Genomic DNA, 20,970 nt, shown 5'->3' with positions numbered 1-20,970 from the left:
ATGGAAAAATACACTGTAGAACAAGGTATTGTTGGACCTTTAGATCGTGCCAACGTGGATACTGATTTAATCATTCCAAAGCAGTTTTTGAAATCGATTAAACGCACAGGTTTTGGTGATAACTTATTTGATGAGTTACGCTATTTAGATGAAGGTTTTTTAGGTCAAGACATTAGTAAACGTCCAAAAAATCCTGATTTTGTGTTAAATCAACCACGCTATCAGGGTTCAAGTATCTTATTGGCACGGACTAACTTCGGTTGTGGTTCAAGCCGTGAGCATGCGCCATGGGCATTGAATGAATATGGATTCCGTACCGTAATTGCGCCTAGCTTTGCCGACATTTTCTTTAATAACTGCTTTAAAAATGGCATGTTACCTGTGATTTTATCTGAACAGATCGTGGATCAATTATTCAAAGAATGTGCTGAGACAGAGGGTTATCAACTTACGATTGATTTAGAAGCTCAGGAAGTTCGTACGCCCGCAGGTGAAGCATTTAAATTTCAAATCGACCCATTCCGTAAACATTGCTTGTTGAATGGTTTGGATGATATTGGTTTAACTTTACAAGTTGCGGATGATATCCGTGCTTATGAAGAGAAAGCAAAACAATCGCGTCCTTGGGTGTTTCAGGAGATCCAAGCTTAGGTTTGGAGCGAAGAAATAAGACTTGGTCTTGGACATTTGTAACATAGCCATAGCGCAGAGATTGAACTCTTGTTAACATGCTAGCGGATAATATTTTGCTTACATGTTAACAAGACATGAGGACTGGGCTTGAATAATGAAAAGAAGACTCGCTCGCAGTATTTTACTGTGTCTAGGCGCTGCTACGACTTTAACTGCGTGTCAAAATGCACCCAATGTGGTTGATCAAGTTCGTATCGCACAAAACACGTTAGAAAGCAAAGCGGACAACACAACTTTATATTGTTCAGGTGTTGAGAATTGTGAGTTTGAACGAATCGGTGATATTGCGGTCATTGATGCAAAGACACACCGGATTAGCCAACAGGCAATGGAACGTGGCATTGTACGATTACATGGTTCGGTGTTTAGCCGAAAACAGCAGGTCTATTTAAGTATGCCTGCGAAGCAATATGAAGTCGTAATCCGTTTCTATCCAATTTCTCCAGATCGTGCGGAGACCTTTCATGTCATTCATGCATTTAAACCGCACGTGCGCTATACCTTTAAAATGTATCGAGACCGAACACGTCGTTCATCAGGTAGTTTGTTGAATGTTTCTGTACCTGATCCGTTGTGTGTAGATTTACAGCAAGAGCAACACACCATTCGCCGTTTCTGTCGTCCTTTTGATGTTAGTACAGGCCTAGGTGAATTTGTTGAGAAAAAGATTTAATCGGCTCGCAGTATCAAAGCTGCGCATAGGGAAACTGGAAAAATAGATGTCTAAACATATTTTAATTTTAGCGGGTGATGGTATTGGCCCAGAAATCGTGGCTGCTGCAGAAAAGGTTTTAACCAAGGTCAATGATAAATTTAATCTAGGTTTGACATGGGAACATGGTTTATTGGGCGGCTCAGCGATTGATGCACATGGTGAACCTTACCCAACTGTGACCAGTGAACAGGCAAAAAAAGCGGATGCAATTTTATTGGGCGCTGTCGGTGGTCCAAAGTGGGATACGATTGAGCGTTCAATTCGTCCTGAACGTGGCTTATTAAAAATTCGCAGCGAATTAAATTTGTTTGCCAATTTGCGTCCTGCGATTCTGTACCCGCAATTGGCAGATGCCTCAAGCTTAAAGCCAGAAATTGTTGCAGGCCTTGATATTTTGATTGTTCGTGAATTAACAGGTGGGATCTACTTTGGTCAGCCACGTGGCATTCGTGAACTCGAAAATGGTGAAAAGCAGGGCTATAACACTGACGTTTATTCAGAAAGCGAAATCAAGCGTATCGCTAAAGTTGCTTTTGAACTTGCTGGATTACGTGGTGGCAAAGTATGTTCGGTGGATAAAGCCAACGTACTGGAAGTAACTGAGTTGTGGAAGCAAACGGTCACGGATCTACAGCAAGCTCAATATTCAAATATTCAGTTATCGCATATGTATGTCGATAACGCAGCAATGCAATTGGTTCGTGCTCCAAAGCAATTTGACGTGATTGTCACAGGTAATTTGTTCGGTGATATCTTGTCTGATGAAGCAGCCATGTTGACAGGTTCAATTGGTATGTTGCCTTCAGCGTCTCTAGATGAAAATGGTAAAGGTATGTATGAACCTTGCCATGGTTCTGCACCAGATATCGCAGGACAGAACATTGCCAATCCATTGGCGACTGTGCTTTCTGTGGCGATGATGTTGCGTTACACTTTCCGTGAAGAAGCGGCGGCTAAAGCGATTGAAGATGCAGTCGGTCAGGTCTTGGATCAAGGTCTACGTACAGCGGATATTATGTCTGAAGGCATGACTAAGGTCGGTACAGATGCGATGGGTGAGGCTGTCGTTACAGCATTGAACTAAGCATTGAAGTCTATAAAAAAACGCAGCATTGGCTGCGTTTTTTTATGGGGGAAGCTTAGCAAGCTTTACCTTCATAGCGAATTGAACGTGCAATTTGTTGTTGATCCAGTTCAAAAATAATGTGGCAGTAGAAATTTACATCATAGGATTGCTGGCTGGTTGAGACGGAGCCTAAACGTACTGAGCCGCTCATCGATGAACTAGCATCGCCATAAGACTGTGCAATTGGGACTGGAATATTGATTGGACGTAGTACGGTAAAAACTAAATTTTGATTGCTTCTTTGTGGTTGTTTGAGTGTTTGAAAACCTAAAGTTCGCAAATTAAGATTCTGTTGAATCTGATCGGCTGACTGTCCTATATAAGGTTGTAAATAGTCTTGTAGAGGCACTGATTGCCATCCAGACGTTGCACATCCTTGTAGCACTAAAGCCAATGCACCTAGACATATTTTATAATTCACCATCTTATTTTCCTTAATTATAGTCCATGGATATAGGCTAATGATAGAAGATAAAGACAAAAATGTACAAACTTGTCTACTTTAGGACAATGTTCAAGTTCAGCAAAATATGCTTAGATAGTGATGATAATTAAGCGATTTGGAAATTTCATGCGCAGAATAATATTCAGCCTCATCTGTGGCGCGATGGCGACATTGAGCTATGCAGATAATTGCGATAATGCTCGCAATACTTATGATGATATCTACTGTACCAATAAAATATATGCCAGTGCTGATGCCGATTTAAATAAAAACTATCAGCAACTAAGAAAACAATTGAATGAAACACAACAAAAAATTTTGAAGAAATCACAATTGGCTTGGATTCGCCATCGCGATGCAGAATGTACTGACGACGTGCAAAGCTCAGTGAATGTTCAGTGCCGTTTAAGTACGACTCAAGAGCGCAATAATTGGCTGCAAGAACGCATACGTGAATGTCAGACAGTCGGCTGTAAAACCACTCGACTGAGTGAATAAGCTCTAGTGAACGATATAAAAAAAGCCACATGATGTGGCTTTTTTGCATTCACTAATCTGACTTAGCGCGCACGATAAGTGATACGACCCTTAGTTAAATCATAAGGTGTCATTTCAACTTTTACACTGTCACCTGTCAAAATACGGATATAGTGTTTACGCATTTTACCAGAAATGTGAGCAATAACTTCGTGACCGTTTTCTAAACGTACACGGAACATCGTATTAGGAAGCGTTTCGGTGACAACGCCTTCGAACTCAATGAGTTCCTCTTTATTGGCCATAGCCTACCTGAGATCAAATTGGGAAGGCGCAAATTATAGTCAATTTATTTGAAATTTACAAGATCAAGTCGGTGAGAGACTGTCAGATATTAACCGAAAGGAACTGTCCGACAATCCACGATTTTTTTTAACAAAATAAGCAGAATATTGTTGTCAGTTTGGTCAATCAACGTTAATCTAAAATTGTTGTTCATTGTCATAATAACGTATCTACAGGGAAGGGCACAGCGTGGGTCAGCTAACAGATGCATCAGTTGTATTGCGCTTTGGTTATCAGGCAATTCGTAAAGCCGGATTACCGACTGAAGAGATTTTAACAAAGGCCGGCGTGGCATTAAATCAAATAGATACCAATGCCAGAACGCCGTTAAGTGCACAAAATGCATTTTGGATTGCTGCACAGGAAGTCAGTCATGATCCAGACATTGGGCTACATTTAGGCGAGTATCTACCTCTGTATCGTGGCCAAGTCATTGAACACTTATTTATTAGTAGTGAGACTTTTGGTGAAGGACTGAAACGGGCTTTGGCCTATCAGCGCTTGATCAGTGATGCGTTCGATGCCAAGCTGGTTGTTGAGGATGGTCGCTGCTATTTGACCAATGCTGAACAATTCTGGTCAGATAATTTAGTAAACCGCCATTTTTCTGAATGTGCGATGTCAGGCATTTTACGTTTCTTTAAGTTTATTACTGAAGGTCAATTTCAGCCGATTTATATTGATTTTAATTTCAGTGAGGGTGCTGCTGATGATGAATATTTTAGGGTGTATGGTTGCCCTGTCAGCTTAGGACAAAAAGCAACACGACTTTATTTTGATGTTGCTGTTTTGGATTATCCATTATGGCAAGCTGAACCAGAGCTACTTCAATTACATGAACAGCTTGCAATTGAAAAATTACAAGAACTGGCGCGCTATGATTTGGTGGGTGAAGTACGTCGAGCCATTGGTTCGACTTTGGAAAGTGGTGAAACAACCTTGGAAACGGTTGCTGCTCAGTTAAATATTACCCCTCGTCGCTTAAGAACACAGTTGAGTGAAGCCAATACCAGCTTCCAGCAAATTCTTTCAGATTATCGTTGTCGTTTGGCAAAAAAGCTTTTGGCGAATACCAATGAAAGCGTAGAACGTATTGTGTATTTAACAGGTTTTTCTGAGCCAAGTACTTTTTATCGTGCCTTTAAGCGCTGGACCAATGAAACACCAGTCGAATACCGCAAGCGAAAACAGCGCTAATTGCTCTTACAGAAAAAGCCTTATCAATTGATAAGGCTTTTTGTTATTCAGGCAAATTCAACCAGTGTGGGCCTAATGGCAACTGTGGTAAATCAAACTCATCGGGATAATACGACTGGATAAAATATAAACCATCAGGTGGAGCGGTAATGCCAGCGGCTGTGCGGTCTTCTGCTGCAAACATGGTATCGATATGATCAATCTCATACATACCTTGCCCAATCTCAAGCAGGCAGCCCATGATATTACGCACCATATGGTGCAAGAAGCCATCTGCTTGAATGTCTAAGACCAGATAACGGCCATGTGCAAATAAGTGACAGTGTTTGACATGGCGCACAGGTTGATTGGACTGACAGGCTGCAGCACGGAAAGTCTCAAAATTATGGGTACCCTCGAATTTTGCAGCAGCGGCAATCATTTTTTCTACATCAAGTGTTTGATAAAGATGTGTCACCTGTTTATACAATAAGGCAGGGCGAGTCGGGGCGTTATACACCACATAACGATAACGACGTGCTACTGCTTTAAAGCGTGCATGGAAATTTTCATCCATGCATTTAATCCACTGAATCGAAATATCTTTAGGTAGTTGACTGTTGGCACCACGAATCCAGCCTTGTTCTGGGCGGATTGCGTTGGTATCGAAATGCGCCACCATATTGGTTGCATGTACACCAGCGTCAGTTCGACCTGCGCCATGCAAAATGATGGTCTCATTAGCAATGGTGCTGAGTACTTTTTCTATGGTTTCCTGAACAGTGATAACGCCAGCCTGTTGGGTTTGCCAACCACGGTATTGAGTACCGCAAAATTCAATACCAATTGCATAACGTTGCATGTTCTAACCTCAATATTAGTGTTGATGCCAATGCGCGAACCATTGTTCATGGGTCGGGTATTTTAAATACATTTGCAATGCTTTTGCATATAAATCGGCATGGCTATGGCAATCATTGACTAAAACTTTAGCAGATTGAATCCAGGAGCTGATGGCATAACGTTGATCAAGCTGACCGAAAGTCACTTGCGTGCTGATAATTGGCAGGCATTTTTGCTGATATAAACGATCAAACAAGTCAATCATTTCATCGTTCACTGCAATATTTCCTGTCCCGAATCCTTGTAGGATTAGAAAGTCAGGTGGGCTATTTAAACTATTTTTTAATTGCAAAACCAGTTGTTCTTTGGCGATTGGCTGCAGCATTAGATTGAGAATGCTGAGTTGTGCTGCCTGCTCTATATGTTCATTTTGAACCACAAAATAATCTGAAGTTGTTGGGCAGCTTTGCTCAGCCTGGATGCCTACAAATGCATCCAGTTCTGTGGTATGCGCTTTTAGAGTGGTTTGAGCATGAAAAACTTGCTGATGAAAGGCAAGATAGACTCCACTGGATAAAGTTAGAACTTGTTCGATAGCTAAATACAGATTGCCAAGTGCATCAGTAAATTCTCGAGTGTCGTTGCCTTCAATGTTGAGTAAGGGATATTGGCTGCCTGTAATGATGGCATGGCAGGAATGCCCTAAGAAACGTGCCAGTGTTGCCGCAGCATAACTCAGTGTATCCGTTCCATGAATAATGACGAAATGCTGGAAACCCTTTAATTGTAGTTGTTGAATTTGTTGTACCAGTGCAAGCCAGTCGGTTGCTGTACATGCACTACTGTCTTTAATGCTTGGGGCTGCAAAACATTCGACTTGTAAATGTGGTGGAATCACCTTACTTAATAAAGGTAAAAATTGCTGTTCAGGCATTGGCATCAGTGGTTCACCAATACAACCAAACGTCCCACCCATATAAATTAAAGCGATTGTTTTCATCATAAAAAAAGCAGTCTGAGAGACTGCTTATATTAGACTGATCAAATTCAGGAAGCTATTTTATTCAGTAAATTTTCTGAACGTTGTTGTTGCTCTGCATTAAATGACGGATTGTTTTTTAACAACTCACGGGCTGAATCATAAGCGCCCAGTTCAATATACTGTTCTGCAAGCTCTAAATTCAGCTGTGCTTCATCAAGTTGTTGTAGGTCAGGGAAGGATTGCGCCAAAGGATCATTGACTACAACATGAGGTGTCGCAGCAACTTCAATTTTAGGTTCAACGGCCGCAACAGGTTCTGCCACTTCAAAAGAAAATGCGGTAGTTTCAATTGGAGCTTGTTCTACTGTTTTAGCTGAGGTTGGTTCAAAATTAAAATCTAAGCTTGGTGCGACATCTGCAACAGGCGCTTGCTCTTTAGTCTGGTTTGATTCGACTTCTAAGTTTGAAAAATTAAAATCGAGCTCAGGTGTTGCTTGCTCTGTTTTCGTTTCTTCAACTGGAACAGATGTACTTGGATCTAAATTAAAAGAAAACTCAAGTGGTTGCTGTTCCTTAGCTTCAGGTGCTTCAACTGGAGTGGGTGCTGGTTCGACAGCTTGTTTTTGCTCAAAAGAAAAGTTGAAGTCTAAAGGTTGTACGTCTGTTACAGGTTCAGCTGGCTTGGTTTCTTCCGTAGGAGCAGCATATTCTGATTGTAAGTCATCGAAAGACTGTGCTGCTGGCGTTTGAACTAAAGCATCGAAATGGGCAGTATTGTTTTGCGTATTCGGTTCAGCTGGTGTGTGGGTTTGATGAAAACCATGACTCGCTGAGTTAAATTCAATCGAGTCAGGTTGTTTATTCTGTTCGTATTCTCGACGTTTTGCTTCAGCAGCTTGTGCAATATCTTCAAGTTTTAGGGCATGAATATGTTTGATCAATTGATCAATTGCTAAATCATCTTTTTGCTTCAAATGCAGATCAAGTAAAAAGAGATAAAGCTCATGTTGAGAGTTATCTTGTTTTAAGGCTTGATTGATCTGAGCTTCAGCGGATTGAAAATTACCACTCTGAATTTGTTGCTCAAGCTTTTGGCGCAAACTCTCAGAAATGGCAGTTGTCGCTGGCGGGGCATATTCTTGTTCTTCCCGAACCAAACTGGTACGCGAAGTTGATCTTGTCGCTGCTTTTTTTGTCGTTTTACTTGCACCTTTTTTAGGTGCAGTATTGGCTTGATTGCTTTCACGTTTTTTTAAAACGATAGCTACAATCAGTACAATGACGAGCAGTACAATGATTATAGTTGACATGATCTTTACCCCTTAAAGATAGAGCCGCTTTTATGCAAATTTATGAGAATATTCTCGCAACCTAGCGTGTTGGCTTTTTAGTGTCCTGTTGCGCTTTCAACTGATCTTGGAGTTCGGCAAGCCGAGCATTTAGCAGGTGAATACGTTGTTCCTTCTGACGTAGTGCCAATTCTAACTGTGTTACGTTTCTTTGTAATGTAACGGTTTTTTCTCGTGCTGTCATAACTTTTAATGATAAGTCGGCACTGGTTTTTTGCTGTAATGTGTCTTTTTTGGCACTTCCAGTACTGGAATCTTGATTACTTTCTGCGACTAAAGACATTTCAGCTTGTTGTAAACGATATTTGGCTTTTCCTGCTGCAGGGCCTTGGGTTTGTGCAGCAATTTGATTGGCACTCTTATTCTGCTGTGTAGATATGGCAGTGAGATTAAAGTTTAAATTTGAGCCCTGTCTAAGACGATTGGCATTACCTCCAATAAAAGCATGCTCATTTTGGGCTTTGATTTGAGTCATGACTTTAGAGACAGGTTGATGTGTTTGTCCTGCAATACGTTGTGCAATGCTCCACAACGACTCATTACGTTGAACTATATGTTGTTGGCTATTTTCATTGTTTGGTGTTGATGATGGGCTTGTTGGGGCTTTTTTCTTGGCAGATTGAACAGTTTCTTTAACCTGACTTTGTGCTTTTTCTTTGACTGTGGCTGTTTTCAAATCCGCAGTTTTTAACTCAGTCTCAAGTGCTTCGCTGTTCTTGGTCGCTGTTGGTGGCAAACTTGCTTGAGCTGTTGTTTCTTGTTTAAGTGCAGCAGTTTCAGGTTGAGGTTTAACTTGCTCTGCAACAGGTGTTGTTGGTTGCGGCACAGCTGTTGTCGCCGCTATTGTTCCTGCTTTAACCGCTGGAGCAACCGAAATAGCACTGGCATTCGCAGTTGCTGTGACAGTTGACTTTGAGGTTTCTAATACAGGTGGAAGAGCGAAAGGTGCATTGAGGAGTTTTTCTTGTTTTAAACCCTGAGGTTGTGGAGTTGTGTTTGCAACATTAAAGCGTGTGCTTTCTGGTAAGTTTAAAGCGATGTCTTTTTCACTCACAATAAACTTAGGTGTCAGTGATTTTTCATTTGCATTTTTAACTGAAGGGACTTTTGCAATCCGACGCATCGGCTCGCGAATATGTTTTAAATGAGATGCACCACCTTCCTGAATTTTTAAAATAATATTCAGTTCCGTATCGGTCATTGGGCGTGATGAAGTGATCACAATCACACCTTCACCTTGATTATTACGACGCGTAAAAAAATTAAGACTTGAGGGCGGCTGATGTGCAGCGCCTATCATCAATAAATCTTCTGGGGTTGCCAAACTGACATCTAATTTAGAGTTGACATCGGCTTGATGGAAGCTCATTTCTGCATAAAGTAATTCACCAGGCGCAGACTGGATTTGTACTGGATCAAGTGTAATCGCATAAAGATGTTGCGAAGAAAATATGGCTAAAATGGCAATTTTTAATTTGTTATAAACAGTCATCTCGATCCATGAAAAAGTGATGTTATAGTCAGGAAAAAGTATACATTACCGTGATGTAAATGAATTGTAAATTAATCATCTTTCATCGCAATAAAAAAGCCGATCAAATGTGATCGGCTTTTGATTTTTAGACGTTTTTGCTTAAGCGTTCTTATATTCCACCAAGATACGAAGCATACGGCGTAATGGCTCAGCAGCACCCCAAAGCAGTTGATCACCGACAGTGAATGCACCAAGATATTCTTTACCCATATTGAGCTTGCGTAAACGGCCAACAGGAACAGTTAAAGTTCCTGTGACTGCAACAGGAGTAAGATCAGTCATCGATGCTTCACGAGTATTCGGAACTACTTTTGCCCATTGGCTAGAGTTGCGAATCATGTCTTCGATTTCATCAAGTGGCACATCTTTTTTCAATTTCAATGTGATTGCTTGAGAGTGGCAACGCATTGCACCAATACGGACACAGTGACCATCAATTGGAACGATCTGTTGATTACCTAAAATCTTGTTGGTTTCAACCTGACCTTTCCATTCTTCTTTCGATTGACCGCTTTCAAGCTGTTTATCGATATAAGGAATCAATGAACCTGCCAATGGCACGCCAAAGTTTGCTTTAGGGAAGCCTTCACCACGTTGCAAGTCCGCAATTTGACGGTCAATATCAAGAATTGCAGATTTAGGGTCATCCAATAACGTTTTGGTATTGTTATACAAATAACCCATGCCAGTGATCAGTTCACGCATATTCTGCGCACCTGCACCAGACGCTGCTTGATAAGTCATTGAAGTCGCCCATTCCACTAAATTGTTTTGGAATAGTGAACCTAAGCCCATCAACATCAAGGAAACGGTACAGTTACCGCCAACGAAAGTTTTAGTACCGTTGACCAAACCATCTTTGATCACATTTAAGTTGACTGGATCAAGAACGATAATCGCATCATCAGCCATACGCAGCGTAGATGCAGCATCAATCCAGTAGCCATCCCAACCTTCAGCTTTAAGCTTTGGGAAAACTTCAGAAGTATAATCACCACCTTGGCAGGTTAAAATGACATCCATTTGCTTCAGACTGTTAATGTCTGTTGCATCCATAAGTGCTGGGGCAGTCTTACCACCAAATGAAGGTGCTTCGCCACCTGCATTACTGGTAGAGAAATAGAATGGCTCAATGTGAGCAAAATCATTCTCTTCAACCATACGTTGCATCAGGACAGAACCAACCATCCCACGCCAACCGACCAGACCTACTTTCATGTCATTGTGCCTCGGTATGTAAAAAAATTTAAAGGGGTTTGAGTGTATCAAAAGTGCCCACAACTGCAAGCTTTACCGAAATAAAACAGTGCGTTTATTGAGTGGAATAACTTGTTTATATTAGATAGAAAATTGATAAAGCGGCAACTTTATTGTAAATCTATGCTACTCCAAAGAGAAAAATGAACATGATATGGATTCAGATTTGTGCGGTACTGGTGATATGGCTTTCATTTTGGTCTTTGATTCCCAGAGATGAATGGTGGATTCGGGGTGCTGATTTTCCTAGATTACAAATTTTAGCACTGGGCATCATTACACTTGTTGCGATGTTATTTGGTCTATCTGACTGGACCTTAAGTACAGAGTTGCTTTTTCTAGGTTTGGTCGCTGCAGTTGCCTATCAATTAAAAATGGTTCTACCTTATACCCCGTTATGGCGAAAACAAGTCCAGAAAGTGAAAAAGGCACAATCCAAGCCTGAGCAACAAATTTCACTACTGGTTGCAAATGTCCTGACACCAAATCATAAATATCATCTATTACTTGCACAGATTGAGGCCCTAAAGCCTGATTTAGTGCTTACGCTTGAGTCGGATACTGCATGGCAACAAGCGTTGAGTAAGATTGAACAAGATTATCCATTTCGTGTCCCAGTACCTCTAGACAATCTATATGGGATGCATTTGTATAGTCGTTTAGCGCTCAATGATACAGAGGTTAAATTCATTCTGAGCGATGAGATTCCATCTATTCATACGGTTGTGACTTTACCATCAGGTGTACAGATTCAACTGTATTGTTTGCACCCCAAACCACCCAGCCCAACCGAAGCCAAAGACTCGACTTTAAGGGATGCAGAGTTATTAATTGTTGGGGATCAAATTAAAGATTTGGACCAGAGCTGCATTGTTATGGGGGATTTGAATGATGTGGCTTGGTCGAGAACAACGCGTTTATTCCAGCGGATTAGTGGTTTACTTGATCCACGAGTAGGTCGCTATTTTATGAATACCTTCCATGCAGATTATCCATTATTACGTTGGTCATTGGATCATATCTTTCATAGTACTGATTTTGGTTTAGTCGAAATGAAACGCTTATCTCATATTGGTTCAGATCACTTTCCTGTGTATGTGGTTTTACAAACAGGCCGTATTTTTGAACAACAGCAACAGGCATTGGAACAGACGGCTGAAGATGAGCAAGATGCTCAAGAAGCAATACAAGACGGAATAGAAAAGGCAGAGCAAGAGGAGAAACAGGTGACAGATTCTTTAGCACAACCACATAAGCAGCAATTGGAAAGTTAATCAGGTTTGAGCGGGCGCAGAAAGAAATGGTTGATTCTAAAGTTTCGCTAATCAATGTACGTTATTTCGTACATAGATTTAAGTTTGCAACGAATAGTGCAACATCGGCAAAAGGTTTATTCTAAATACATCAGCACAGGGAAGCAGGAATGGAATTCCGATTAAGGATAGCAACGCTGAGATGGAAAAGTCATCATGGATATGATGCATGCGATGGACGCAGGATAATAAGAATATTGTGAAAGCACAACCTCATTTGCCCGAGTTTTGCAGGATGCGGAACTCGGGTTTTAATTTTTTTATATCTGTCAAATTTTAATCTGCTGTTTCACCACTTGGGATTTCAGGGACGCTTTCAATTGGCTCTTCTGTTCCAATCACTTTTGGAACATGCCGTTTATGAATAGGAACGACCATTTTTGCGGCATCACATTTTTTCCATACCGTATCAGCTTTTGGTAATTCTGTCTGATAAAAGGCGTTATAACTTACGATGAACGGAAGTTCAGTTGCTGCAAAGCTTAAGCTCAGTTCGTAGGTACGGGTTTCATATGGACGAAGTAGTTGCAGTTCATCTTGTTCGGCGCCACATCTTAACGATTGTCCAAAGGCCATAGGGGTTTGGTCAAGCTGAAACTCAATCGGGCTGCATAGTGGAACCAGTTGATACACATAATTCGGTGTGGTGTTTTTAATCTCAATTTGTAATGGTGTGATGTTAATCTGTTGAATTTGACCGATTTGCAAAGCCTGTTTGGTTTCCCAATCGATCAAGCGCATGTTGCGTTGTATGCCCATACAGGTGTCTTGTGTTTCCTGTGGAACAGTGACCACATACTCATAGACTTCATCCTTATCGCCAGTAGATGGGTTTGAAATTCCCCCTGTGTCACCACCAGGAAGTGGCTTCTGAGTGCCAGATCCACTTCCACCAAGACTGACATTGGCGACAGAAAAGTTTTCTCCACAAGCGGTCAAGTTAACCATAGAGATTAGAGAAACAAGGGGTAGCAGTAAGCTTCTCATTGTTATTGATCCTTAAGAATATAAGGCACTTGTAGTTTTATCTGACTATCGTACTGATAAACGCCAAATCGAAATTGATAATCTGCATCATCTTTTTCTTGGTCTTGTTCACAATGTTGGATCGCGGCATTTAAGAGTTGTTTTGCCATGTCTTGCCAAAGTTCGATACTTAACTGTCGAAGTGCTTCAACCGATTGGGCGGTTAATTTCTCCGCATGTACGGCTTGTTCGAGATGGGTAAAGGGTTTTTCACTAATAAAGTTATCTACGCCAGCAGCCAAATGATCACTGAGATTGGCTGAAAATAGGGCTTTACTTTCTTGCATCTGGTTATCTGGGGTAAAGCTATTTTGTTGCAGAATGACATTTTGCCCAGTTTGTTCAACAACACCTAAACGCTGTAATTCAAACAAGATTGAACGTGGATGTTTTTCTGTTGAAATATGCTTTACCAGCGCTTCAAAGCTATTTTCTTCACCAGAAATAGGGATTTGATGGGGCAGATCAAGCGCAATCCAACGCGCAATAACACGTGCAGGAACGCTAATGGCAAAATTGGGAGCTTCAGTGACCGTTTGATTGGCCTGTAATCTAAACGCACTGACATCTTTACGATGCAGTCCTGATAACAAACTTACTGCTGAATCAGTCTTATTCTGTTGGATTCGTTCTAATTCGACTAATGCTTGTTGATAAAAAATAGGTTTAAGTGCAGCAACGAAATCTGTATAGCCAACACCCGAATGAATCAGCCAACGTGCAATATGCTGCATCATTGGAAAGATACTTTCCAATGTTGTTTCCGCATCTTGTGGAATCACGCCTTGTAGATTAAGCCCAGATTGTTCGCTGCTTATCGTGACTCGTTCTGTTGGTTTTACCATTCAATCACCTTAACAATGGATTCGATATAAATTAATTTAAGCGTAAGTTGGGGTGGGGAAGGACGCTGCCCCGCTATTGTCGATATTAAAATGAGTAAAAGAGACACTCATGGAAATATCTAAACTCTCGACACAATGCCACCAGCCGAGAGGGATAAACAAGGCTTCACCTTCATTGAGAATGCATTCGAGTTTACTGCTTTGAGCAAAGTCTGGAAATGATTCAAGTACATTGGGACAGTGAGGATCGGCAATTTTACTAAATACCGCAACATCATTATAGAGATGCGGTGTTTGTAACGCAGGGATCAGGGTTACTTTTTTCCGTCCATAAATTTGTACTAAAAAGTTATTGGTCAAATCATGGTGTAAGGGGGTAAAGGCACCTTTAGGGCCAAACCAGATGAAGCTACGATCATAGACTTGGGCGTGATCCGTATAGTCATGAAAATGATCAATATCTTGAAATAATGCAGCCAGACTGGATTGGCAGGCTTTGGCATTGTTCGCTGTCATATAAAAATTATTGGAGTGCTGAGTCTGTTCGATTAAATCGACGAAATCATTCATTCGCATTTTGGTCTTATGCTGGATTGAGTTGCGTTCGAATAAGGGATCTCGCTCACGATTGAATTGCACTTCAATTTCTTTGGTACCCACGATTTGTTTGAAATATTGCGGTGACCATTTTTGCAGAGCTGGCCAATGTTGGACGGCATCGGTCAAAATTACAGGTAAATTTCGGCTGTAATACTGTTGGATAAAATCTGCAAAATCAGGTTTTGAAATTCGCTTAATCTGCTGATATTCAGGATTTAAACGGGCAAAACGATCTAAAGTATGCAGCAGCCAATTACGTTTTTTGAGCAGGAAGTGCTGCTCTTCGGCGATTTGAAAATAAGGATGTTGCTTTAACTGTACCCATTCGAATGCAATATCCATTTCACTCAAGCCTTCTTTTTTTAATGATTGATAAATATAAGCTTTATTAGATCCATCTAAAATCGCCTGCGCTAACCATTTTTTTTGTTCTGGTGTAAATGTACTGCTGAGTTGGGTTTGTTTTGTGGCTGCTGCCTGTTCAAGTTCTCGGTAGTGTTGCTCTTCAGCGTATATCGGAGCAGAAAAATCTTTATTTAGGTCAATTAAACCTTCACGCAACAGAATATTGGCTAAATCAATGGGAGCACAACCGCGCTCTAAATTTTCCTCTAACCATGCCTGCCATTCTTTCGGTAAAGCATTGAATTGTCTTGCTAAGTTTTCTTGAGCATCCATACCTTCCAACCATCAATAAAAAATGATTTTGACCTTTCGTTATTAATTTACGCATAAACATATTTGCACTCAAGCATAAAAGTGTTAAATTTTCACATACACAAATATGTGAAAAAATCACACAGAGGGTGATGCAATGAAAAATATATGGACTCAACTAGCACTTAGCGTAACTTGCGCAATCTTGGTGGGCTGTGGATCTGATAATGATTCAGATTCAACACCGACCCCAACACCTACCCCGACTCCAACACCCACCCCGACTCCTACACCAACTCCAGTCGTGGCTGATCGTTTTGTGGGTTCATGGTTGGGTGGATTCTGCCATAAGGGAGCACGAACCAATTTAACAGTACATAAAGCGTCCGAAAACAGCGTTCGCTTTACCATTGAAACCCGTCAATTTGAAAAAGAGGATTGTACTGGTGCAGTCATTAAAAATTACGATGTTTCATCGGATGATGCACTGATTAGCGAGATTGCAGCGACTGAAACCAGCGGTACAACCACGGCAAATCGAGTGAAATATAGTGATCGCTATCGACCAAATGGAATTGCTTCAGCTTATGCCTTTAAAGGTGATGGCATGTGTGCAGTGAGTGAAACAGCGAATATCAAAGATATTCAAACTTATATGGATTCAGTCGATCCATCTAAAGTTGTCACTTGTTATACCCGTACCAATGTCGAAGGTTATAGCTTATTAAAACCGACTGTGAGTAAAGCAACAGCAAGTTATCGTCTACTCGATAATCAAGCGTCTTGGGCCAATTTCTTGGCGCAAGCCAATGAGCAGGGTAGTCAAGGTTTTGCCTTGGCGGGTACATCATTGGATGTAAAAAAAGCCAATAGTGATTTCCCTGAACCTAAAAACTTATATGTAAAAAATAATGCTTCAACCGATACCTATAGCTATAAAATTGCTGATATCACCACCAATGTGATTGCAAATAGATATGTGCTCAAATTAGCTGAAATGAAAAAGCAAGGTGAGTCTGGCTTTATTTATAAGTCGTTCTTGAGAGAGGATCCAAGCAATACCTATAAATATTTATTTGTGAAAAATGATAAGAAACCAGCAACCTATACTTATGACAATCGCTTTTTAACCAATAAAACCAGAGCAAGTATTCTTGCTGCATTTAATGAGCTCGGCGCACAAGGCTGTAAATTAATCTCTGCGGGTGAAGACTTCACAACCAATGGTACCAAGAATGATATGTATTACATCCCAACTTGTGTAAATAGCAGCGCCCATAATGGGACCTATAGCTATCGTTATTTTGACATGCCAAAAACGGAAGCAGGATTCTTTGAGGATAATCCAACCAAACTAGATGCGTTGCTAAAACAGCAAGCTGCAGAAGGTTATCATTTGATTGATAAAGATAATTCGATTGGATTTGGTGTGTTACAACAAGGCTATTTATTTGAACGCGATAGTGAAAACACAGCCAGCATTGAATCAAAAGTCTTTAAAGAAGATGCGATTTATAAATTGGATTTACCGAGCGAAATTCAAAACCGTTTACAAGATCAAGGTAACTTGGGTTGGTTCATTAATGTTAAATTGGGTTCGGTGTATAGCAACACCCCTACTTATTTTGATTTAAGTACTGGGGTAATTTTCCCGAATTAATTGTGGTTATTGCTTTAGAAAAAGCCGCTTCATTGATTCATGAGGCGGCTTTTTTAGCTTAATAAATTTTGTCGTAACCTTCAGCACGGGTTTTAAAACGACGGTGGAACCACATCCATTGCGTAGGTGCGATACGAAGTTGAGCTTCAATAATCTGATTCACTCGGATCGCATCACTTACCTCATCTTCACTTGGCATATTGTCCACAATTGGTTCAATCAGCACTTTATATTGTGGATTGCGAACATCGCCATAACGGTAGAAATATAATGGAATCGCGACAGCTTTCGAAATTTTGAGTAAACGGCGATGTGCAGTGACGGTTGCAGCAGGAACACCAAAGAATGGAGCCATCACACCTTGTTTTAAACCAAAATCTTGATCTGGACTATACCAAATTGCACCACCGTCTTTTAGGCGACGAATCAAACCTCGCATGTCATCATGGTCAATTTGATGTTGATAAATGGTGGCACGACAGCGATAAATCAGCATATCCAACAGCGGATTGTTTTGTGGGCGATACACCACATCGGGTTCAAAATATTGAGAACAGATATAACCGCCTGCATCCAGTAAGGTACTGTGGGTCCCGAGTAATAATACGCCTTTACCTTGTGCTTTTGCATCGGTGATATGTTCTAAGCCTTCAATACTATGGCGGCCTTTAAACCATTTGGGGCAGTACCAAGCATTGAGGGTTTCAAATACACCAAGCATCATATCCACGAAAACTTGTTTGGCTTGTGCTTCAACCTCGGCAGGAGACCACTCTGGAAAACACAACTCTAAATTTCGAAGTGTGGTTTTACGGCGTGATTTGAGCAATTGCCAACATAAAGCGGCTAGACCATGTGCCAATCGCCATTGAATAGCCCACGGGAGAATGGCCAATAGCATAAGAAAGAGAATGGCGATCCAAATTTTCCAGTATTTGGGTAATAGAAATTTCCATTGAAATTCGCCAGGGATATAAGACTGATTTTGACTCATAAACTTAGTAAAGAGAATAACGTTGAATTTCAGAGCAGTGTAACATGAAGTGAGTTTGGCAACTTTAAATGTAAAATAAAACTAAAGCTGTTTTTATCGTTCACGATCTCTTATATAACACACTGAGAAGGGGAGTCTTTTGAAAAGTATCAGAATAATCAAAGGGGATATTACCCAAATCGAGGTAGATGCAATTGTTAATGCAGCCAATACTTCACTATTAGGTGGTGGAGGTGTAGATGGTGCGATTCATCGTCGTGGTGGCGCAGCGATTTTGGCAGATTGTCAAAAGATCCGTGCCAAGCAAGGTGGTTGTGCGGTTGGCGAAGCGGTCATGACCACGGCTGGAAATCTGCCTGCTAAATATGTCATCCATACGGTTGGACCGACTTGGGTAGATGGGCAGCATAAGGAAGAGAGACTATTGGAAAGTGCCTATCGCAATAGTTTTAAATTAGCAGAAGAGATGAAACTACAAAGCCTTGCATTTCCCAATATTTCAACGGGGATTTATCGCTTTCCGAAACAGCTTGCTGCACAGATCGCGTTAAAGACCATTGCTGAACAACTAAGTAAGGGAATATGTGTACAACAGGTTGTTTTTATTTGTTTTGATGATGAAAATTTTAATATTTACCAATCACTGCAACAAGATTTTGATTTGCTATAAATTCAATTGGATGAAGTAAAGCATTTACCCTCGAAAGGATAAATGCTCAATCAACTTAGTTGCCTTTAGACATATTTTCTAAAATGTCCCAGCGTTCCAATTTTTCTAGCAATACTTCTTCAATTTCTGCTAGGCGTTGGCTGGCTGCAGTTGCTGCATTGGCATCTGAAACAAACCAAGAACCATCAGCTAATTTTTCTGACAATTCTGTTTGTTCGGTTTCCAGTTTTTCAATCTCAGCAGGCAATTGTTCAAGCTCACGCTGGTCTTTATAACTGAGTTTTACTTTTTTAGGTGCTGCAGCCGCTTCTGCTTTGGCTTGCGCTTTTTTTACATCACTTTTCTGATCAACCACCTTTTGATCTGGGCGCTGTTCCAGATAGTCTTGATAGCCACCGATGTATTCATCAATGTTACCTTTACCATCGAATACCCATGTCGAAGTCACGACATTGTCCATAAAGGCACGGTCATGCGAGATCAACAGCAACGTACCTTTATAGTCAGACAGCATTTCCTCAAGCAGCTCAAGTGTCACCATATCCAAGTCATTGGTTGGCTCATCCATCACGATTAAATTCGATGGTTTGAGCAATAATTTTGCCAATAAGATACGGTTTCTCTCACCACCAGATAGGGCTTTAACTGGGGTACGCGCACGTTCTGGCGAGAATAAAAAGTCTTGCAGATAACTATAAATATGACGGCGGTTACCATTCACATCAACAAAATCAGAACCTTCTGAAACGTTGGCCATGACGGTTTTTTCAAGGTCTAAGGCATTACGCAATTGGTCAAAATAAGCAACTTCGAGTTGAGTACCGGTTTTCACAGAACCACCGTGCTCAATCTCACCTAAAATCGCTTTAATCAAAGTGGTTTTACCGACACCGTTGTCACCGACCAAACCAATACGATCACCGCGTAGCACGATAGCAGAGAAATCTTTGATCAGTGGTTGTTGGCCATAGCTGACGCTGAGATTTTCAATTTCAAATACCAGCTTACCAGAGCGATTGGCTTCTTGCGTTGCCATACTGACTTTGCCCTGTTGTGAACGACGTGCTTTAGATTGTTCACGTAAGTCTTGCAACGCACGGACACGACCTTCGTTACGAGTACGGCGTGCTTTAATGCCTTGACGAATCCAGGCTTCTTCTTCAGCTAACTTTTTATCAAATAAAGCATTTTGTTTTTCTTCTGCTTCCATTTGTTGTGCTTTGAGATCGAGATAGCGAGAATAGTTACCTTCGTAGCTACGCAAAATACCACGATCAAGCTCAACAATACGGGTCGCAATGCTGTCAACAAATGAACGGTCATGCGAAATAAACAGCAGGGTCAGGTTATTTTGATCCAATAAAAACTTTTCTAACCATTCGATACTTTCAACATCTAAATGGTTGGTAGGTTCGTCGAGTAACAATACATCAGGTTGAGTGAGTAGAGCACGTGCCAATAACACACGACGTTTACGACCACCCGATAAATCCGCTAGATCAGCATTAGGATCAAGCCCCATTTTACTGAGAATCGAGTTGACCTTGTTTTCTAATGCCCAACCATCCAACTGATCGAGTTTGTGCTGTAGCATGCCCATGCGGTCGCAAGCTTCCATATCACCCAATACGCAGGCATCACTGGCTTCATGGTATTCTTTCAATACAATAGACGCTTCGCCTGCACCATCGGCAACGATGTCTGCAACTTTGCCTGAGTCCATAGGGACGTCTTGGGCTAACATTGAAACAGTTAAACCATTTTGAATTGAAACTTCACCGTTATCTGGTAACAAGCTTCCCTCAATCAGTTTTAATAAAGTAGACTTACCTTCTCCATTACGACCAATTAAACAGACTCGCTCGCCACGTTCTAGGTTGAAGTTCGCGCCGTCGAGTAAGGCAGGTCCGCCAAATGCGAGATGGACATCCCTTAAAGTAATATAGGCCATAATGTTTCCTAAAAGTTCAGATGAGGTCTGAAATGACTAAACCACAAAATTTTGATAATCACGCGTCATTCTCCGCACCCATTGAAGATTTGCAAGTCCGAATTGCATTTTTAGATGATTTAGTTGAACAATTGAATCAGCAACTCGCAATTCAAACGCAGGAAATTGCTGATTTAAAAAAACAAATGCAATTTTTATATCGTCGAGTTGAATCTTCAGATTTATCGGAAGGAATTGCAGCTTTTGATCCGATAAATGATAAACCACCGCATTATTAATAAATCTTGCAGCAATGCCAAGTTGCATGACTGC

At 41.0% G+C, this 20,970-nt stretch carries 21 protein-coding genes; 9 read left to right on the top strand and 12 right to left on the bottom strand.

Features of this window, described 5'->3' with window-relative positions; all coding sequences use genetic code 11:
* From leuD to leuB, 3 genes are all read left to right on the top strand, one after another.
* The gene (leuD, locus tag GBI66_RS06260; protein WP_151715520.1) at positions 1–651 is read left to right on the top strand and encodes a 3-isopropylmalate dehydratase small subunit; all 651 of its coding nucleotides are present in this window, start codon (positions 1–3) and stop codon (positions 649–651) included.
* Positions 652–787: 136 nt separating this feature from the next.
* Positions 788–1,366: a hypothetical protein gene (locus GBI66_RS06255; protein ID WP_005192180.1), complete on the top strand. Its 579-nt coding sequence runs from the start codon at positions 788–790 to the stop codon at positions 1,364–1,366.
* 46 nt (positions 1,367–1,412) lie between these two features.
* Entirely contained in the window at positions 1,413–2,492 is a 1,080-nt protein-coding gene (gene leuB, locus GBI66_RS06250) for a 3-isopropylmalate dehydrogenase (RefSeq protein ID WP_005192181.1), read from the top strand.
* A gap of 55 nt (positions 2,493–2,547) precedes the next feature.
* On the opposite strand, the gene GBI66_RS06245 is transcribed toward leuB, so the two are convergent.
* Entirely contained in the window at positions 2,548–2,958 is a 411-nt protein-coding gene (locus GBI66_RS06245; protein WP_151715519.1) for a hypothetical protein, read from the bottom strand.
* Positions 2,959–3,105: 147 nt separating this feature from the next.
* Between GBI66_RS06245 and GBI66_RS06240 the strand changes: the two genes are divergently transcribed.
* Positions 3,106–3,477, top strand: coding sequence for a lysozyme inhibitor LprI family protein (locus GBI66_RS06240; protein WP_151715518.1), 372 nt, complete (start codon positions 3,106–3,108; stop codon positions 3,475–3,477).
* Between the two features lie 62 nt (positions 3,478–3,539).
* Here the strand turns inward: GBI66_RS06240 and infA are convergent, their stop codons facing one another.
* Complete coding sequence (infA, locus tag GBI66_RS06235) at positions 3,540–3,761, bottom strand: translation initiation factor IF-1 (protein WP_001284370.1); 222 nt, start codon at positions 3,759–3,761, stop codon at positions 3,540–3,542.
* Positions 3,762–3,990: 229 nt separating this feature from the next.
* On the opposite strand from infA, the gene GBI66_RS06230 reads away from it, so the two are divergent.
* Entirely contained in the window at positions 3,991–4,998 is a 1,008-nt protein-coding gene (locus GBI66_RS06230) for an AraC family transcriptional regulator (protein ID WP_005155109.1), read from the top strand.
* Positions 4,999–5,041: 43 nt separating this feature from the next.
* Here the strand turns inward: GBI66_RS06230 and truA are convergent, their stop codons facing one another.
* From truA to asd, 5 genes are all read right to left on the bottom strand, one after another.
* Complete coding sequence (truA, locus tag GBI66_RS06225) at positions 5,042–5,839, bottom strand: tRNA pseudouridine(38-40) synthase TruA (RefSeq protein ID WP_151715517.1); 798 nt, start codon at positions 5,837–5,839, stop codon at positions 5,042–5,044.
* Positions 5,840–5,854: 15 nt separating this feature from the next.
* Positions 5,855–6,823: an asparaginase domain-containing protein gene (locus GBI66_RS06220; RefSeq protein WP_171494271.1), complete on the bottom strand. Its 969-nt coding sequence runs from the start codon at positions 6,821–6,823 to the stop codon at positions 5,855–5,857.
* A gap of 44 nt (positions 6,824–6,867) precedes the next feature.
* Entirely contained in the window at positions 6,868–8,112 is a 1,245-nt protein-coding gene (locus GBI66_RS06215) for a FimV domain-containing protein (protein WP_151715516.1), read from the bottom strand.
* A gap of 61 nt (positions 8,113–8,173) precedes the next feature.
* Positions 8,174–9,643 (bottom strand): FimV domain-containing protein, encoded by a 1,470-nt coding sequence (locus GBI66_RS06210; RefSeq protein ID WP_151715515.1) that lies wholly within the window; start codon positions 9,641–9,643, stop codon positions 8,174–8,176.
* A gap of 141 nt (positions 9,644–9,784) precedes the next feature.
* Positions 9,785–10,903, bottom strand: a complete 1,119-nt coding sequence (gene asd / locus GBI66_RS06205; RefSeq protein ID WP_005210320.1) for an aspartate-semialdehyde dehydrogenase — start codon at positions 10,901–10,903, stop codon at positions 9,785–9,787.
* Between the two features lie 188 nt (positions 10,904–11,091).
* Here asd and GBI66_RS06200 point away from each other — a divergent pair, with 188 nt between their 5' ends.
* Positions 11,092–12,216 carry an endonuclease/exonuclease/phosphatase family protein gene (locus GBI66_RS06200; protein ID WP_151715601.1) on the top strand — a complete coding sequence of 375 codons (1,125 nt, stop codon included), beginning with the start codon at positions 11,092–11,094 and terminating at the stop codon, positions 12,214–12,216.
* A 315-nt stretch (positions 12,217–12,531) separates the two neighbouring features.
* Here GBI66_RS06200 and GBI66_RS06195 read toward each other — a convergent pair whose 3' ends face one another.
* Genes GBI66_RS06195 through GBI66_RS06185 form a run of 3 tightly spaced genes read right to left on the bottom strand, consistent with a single transcriptional unit; the run spans position 12,532 to position 15,404 of the window.
* A complete protein-coding gene (locus tag GBI66_RS06195) occupies positions 12,532–13,242 on the bottom strand; it encodes a hypothetical protein (RefSeq protein WP_151715514.1) in 711 nt (236 codons plus the stop codon).
* Positions 13,243–13,244: 2 nt separating this feature from the next.
* Positions 13,245–14,126 (bottom strand): DUF6502 family protein, encoded by an 882-nt coding sequence (locus GBI66_RS06190; RefSeq protein ID WP_151715513.1) that lies wholly within the window; start codon positions 14,124–14,126, stop codon positions 13,245–13,247.
* A gap of 36 nt (positions 14,127–14,162) precedes the next feature.
* Positions 14,163–15,404 carry a cupin-like domain-containing protein gene (locus GBI66_RS06185; protein ID WP_151715512.1) on the bottom strand — a complete coding sequence of 414 codons (1,242 nt, stop codon included), beginning with the start codon at positions 15,402–15,404 and terminating at the stop codon, positions 14,163–14,165.
* Positions 15,405–15,540: 136 nt separating this feature from the next.
* On the opposite strand from GBI66_RS06185, the gene GBI66_RS06180 reads away from it, so the two are divergent.
* The gene (locus tag GBI66_RS06180; RefSeq protein WP_151715511.1) at positions 15,541–17,043 is read left to right on the top strand and encodes a PT dipeptide repeat lipoprotein; all 1,503 of its coding nucleotides are present in this window, start codon (positions 15,541–15,543) and stop codon (positions 17,041–17,043) included.
* 58 nt (positions 17,044–17,101) lie between these two features.
* Here the strand turns inward: GBI66_RS06180 and GBI66_RS06175 are convergent, their stop codons facing one another.
* Entirely contained in the window at positions 17,102–18,037 is a 936-nt protein-coding gene (locus tag GBI66_RS06175) for a lauroyl acyltransferase (RefSeq protein WP_151715510.1), read from the bottom strand.
* A 139-nt stretch (positions 18,038–18,176) separates the two neighbouring features.
* Between GBI66_RS06175 and GBI66_RS06170 the strand changes: the two genes are divergently transcribed.
* The gene (locus tag GBI66_RS06170; protein WP_151715509.1) at positions 18,177–18,707 is read left to right on the top strand and encodes an O-acetyl-ADP-ribose deacetylase; all 531 of its coding nucleotides are present in this window, start codon (positions 18,177–18,179) and stop codon (positions 18,705–18,707) included.
* A 55-nt stretch (positions 18,708–18,762) separates the two neighbouring features.
* Here GBI66_RS06170 and GBI66_RS06165 read toward each other — a convergent pair whose 3' ends face one another.
* Complete coding sequence (locus GBI66_RS06165; protein WP_151715508.1) at positions 18,763–20,658, bottom strand: ATP-binding cassette domain-containing protein; 1,896 nt, start codon at positions 20,656–20,658, stop codon at positions 18,763–18,765.
* 32 nt (positions 20,659–20,690) lie between these two features.
* Between GBI66_RS06165 and GBI66_RS06160 the strand changes: the two genes are divergently transcribed.
* Positions 20,691–20,936: a SlyX family protein gene (locus GBI66_RS06160; protein WP_004656007.1), complete on the top strand. Its 246-nt coding sequence runs from the start codon at positions 20,691–20,693 to the stop codon at positions 20,934–20,936.
* Positions 20,937–20,970 lie beyond the last annotated feature (34 nt).

This window comes from Acinetobacter sp. TUM15071 (assembly GCF_008980925.1).
In the GTDB taxonomy this organism is placed as follows: domain Bacteria; phylum Pseudomonadota; class Gammaproteobacteria; order Pseudomonadales; family Moraxellaceae; genus Acinetobacter; species Acinetobacter dispersus.
The sequence above is the reverse complement of the archived record's forward strand: the minus strand, read 5'-3'. Positions and strand labels throughout refer to the sequence as shown.